General features: G+C 51.9%; 1 protein-coding gene. It reads right to left on the reverse strand.

Translation table 11 applies throughout. The features are described from left to right. Positions 1–43: 43 nt before the first annotated feature. Positions 44–2,167 carry a sacsin N-terminal ATP-binding-like domain-containing protein gene (locus tag EV216_RS17990; protein WP_207894029.1) on the reverse strand — a complete coding sequence of 708 codons (2,124 nt, stop codon included), beginning with the start codon at positions 2,165–2,167 and terminating at the stop codon, positions 44–46. Between the last annotated feature and the right edge of the window lie 242 nt (positions 2,168–2,409).

A 2,409-nucleotide genomic window follows, 5' to 3' on the forward strand; every position in this document is an offset into this window, starting at 1 on the left:
GATGATCTCTATCTCAGACATAAGCACGTGCTCAGGCATATGCCTAAGCCTCCATGGTCATGCCCAAGTGTCCGGTCAAAAAGGGGGCCAGTTCATCGGGTGCTTCTTCCCAGCTAGCACGTTCAAGGCCAGCTTCTCGTCGAATTCTCTCCTTTTCGGAGTGGCCGAGCGCAGAGGCAACTTGTTCAACAACGAGGTAGCGGCTAGCGCCACATGACACCAACAGGTCGCGAATATCTTCACCACGTAAGCAGGCGTAATCATTATCAACGATAAAAACACCTGCGACACCAGAAAAAAGCTGTTGAAGTCGATCGGTGGCTATGTAGACGTCGCCTGGCTTCGCAATGTATGGCTTCCCATCGCCAGCATCGACAACCATTATAAAATTGGTATCACGCAGTGCAGTGCGGAGCTTTTCCTTCTGACTCGCGGAGTCGGTGCTAAATGCAGTGAGAATACGCTGAATGTCCTGAGTGTAGGCCTCCTCGTCCACATCCACTTCGTCTTTCTGATACTTTGGCAGAACATTCCAAACAACGTCGTCAACGGGGTCTGGCTCTGTGATGCCAAGTGAAATCAGAAACTGACGCAGCTCGGGCGTCGCGCACACCGCGCTTCTTACGGTTGGAAAGCTCGTGGCTATCGAGCTCGGCAAGAATGCATTGGCTTTGCCGTTTTCCCGGGCGACGACATGCGAGCCGTCATCTAGTCTAATGAAGGGGACCGCGTCCAAGTGACGTCGAAGGGTTTTCTCCTGCCCACTCAGAAACTCATAAAGCTTCACCACCCACGGATCAGACTGAGCTGCAAGGAATTCCCTGGTTAGACTTGGTAACAGGGTTTCTGGCCTGATTTCGTCAATGCCTAACTCGCGCATTAGATATTGACGAATGTCTGGCGCACGATCCAGAGTTATTTCTCCAGAGAGCCAAGCTTGAAAGTTTGCACCAAAGAGCGCCGCAACCTGCTTGGGGGAAAGTAGCTCACGAATGTCTTGAGTTCTTGCCAGCTTTACTTCTGTCGCAGAACCATATTCTCCATGGCTGGTCGGCAGCAACTTTTCAGTCTTCAGCAATTTCTTAACAGCTTCGAATACCGGTCGAAATCGTGTGCCCACGGAGAACTTTCCGCTATCCAAGGGCAGGCAGCGAAGCACCGAGACGTCCAGCATGGATTGATCACGCAACCAGACCAAAGCCTGGCCAAGCAATGTACAGGTCTCAGCGACCAGATGCTGGTTCCAAGCGTCGCCAGGAGGGATGTTCTCACGGCTGGGCGTTGTTCGAAACGGTCCCTGTACGAGGAACCCTAGGTGAGTCTCTACAATCGTAGGAAAGAACACAACCAAGGGTGACGTTGAGAGCGGCTGAACTACCCAGCGCCCCGAGCTCTCCTTCGGGGGCACAATCTTAAATGCGATCTCGACTCGACCGGCTGGATTCTGCTCATCTGTGAAGACTTCACGGTGGAATACCAACCAGCTCTGATCAACTTCATCTTGACCGGTTTCATGCCCAATCAGGCTTATACGCCGCACATTTGGCCCGAGGATATCCGGCGGGTTGCGCATGTAGAAGCCAGAAGCGCCCCCATGATCGCTCCAGTTTATTTCTTCGATATTTCGAAGGAATAACAGGGCTCCAGGTCCCAGTCGTTGGAAGCCCTGTATGATGTCGAGACCTAGTGCTGCATCCCCAGACCTAAGTGGAAGGACGATCTGCGTCTCGTCAGCATGGCGACTAGTTTGATTTATCTTTTTGGGAAAAACAAACTCATCTATTGCGAAATCCTCGTCACCAGAATGAATTTCGGGAAGATCTGTAATAGTGTAAACGGACTTAAAGCCCAAACCAAACCGGCCAATCGCCGACTCTTTCTTGGTGCTTTCTGCGATATCGCAAACACTCCTGACATCACCTTCGTCAAACGGTTTTCCGAAGTGTGCGACCGTTAACTTATTCTGGTCCAAATGGAACGAAACCGTTCGCGGGCCTGCCCAGTTCTCGCGCCTTCCAAGTGCATCTTCGGCATTCTGAAGCAGCTCAAAGATGAAGTGCGTTCTATCATCGTACAGCCCGGCAGCGAGCCCACCAGATTTCTTGGCGCCCTCTGTGCCATATCGAGATCGATTTTCTTCACAGATCTTATCGTAGTTGGACGCCACGAAGCATGCCCTCAGAAAATTTCGCCACCCATCATTCTCGCTGCCGCCAAGGCAATCAGATCAGGGTACAGTCGTCAACTTACCGGAACACTTGAGGCTGTGATACCCACCATAGGACGTCTGCTGCGGTTCAGCTTCTAGAGGTAAGCATGTTGGATGTCACTGAGAACTGACCCAGCGTTGTCACCGAGAACTGACCCGCCCGGTCGTTATGTTTGCTACTTCATGCTGGGGTCAATGGT

It is taken from the genome of Rhodovulum steppense (genome assembly GCF_004339675.1).
Classification (GTDB): domain Bacteria; phylum Pseudomonadota; class Alphaproteobacteria; order Rhodobacterales; family Rhodobacteraceae; genus Rhodovulum; species Rhodovulum steppense.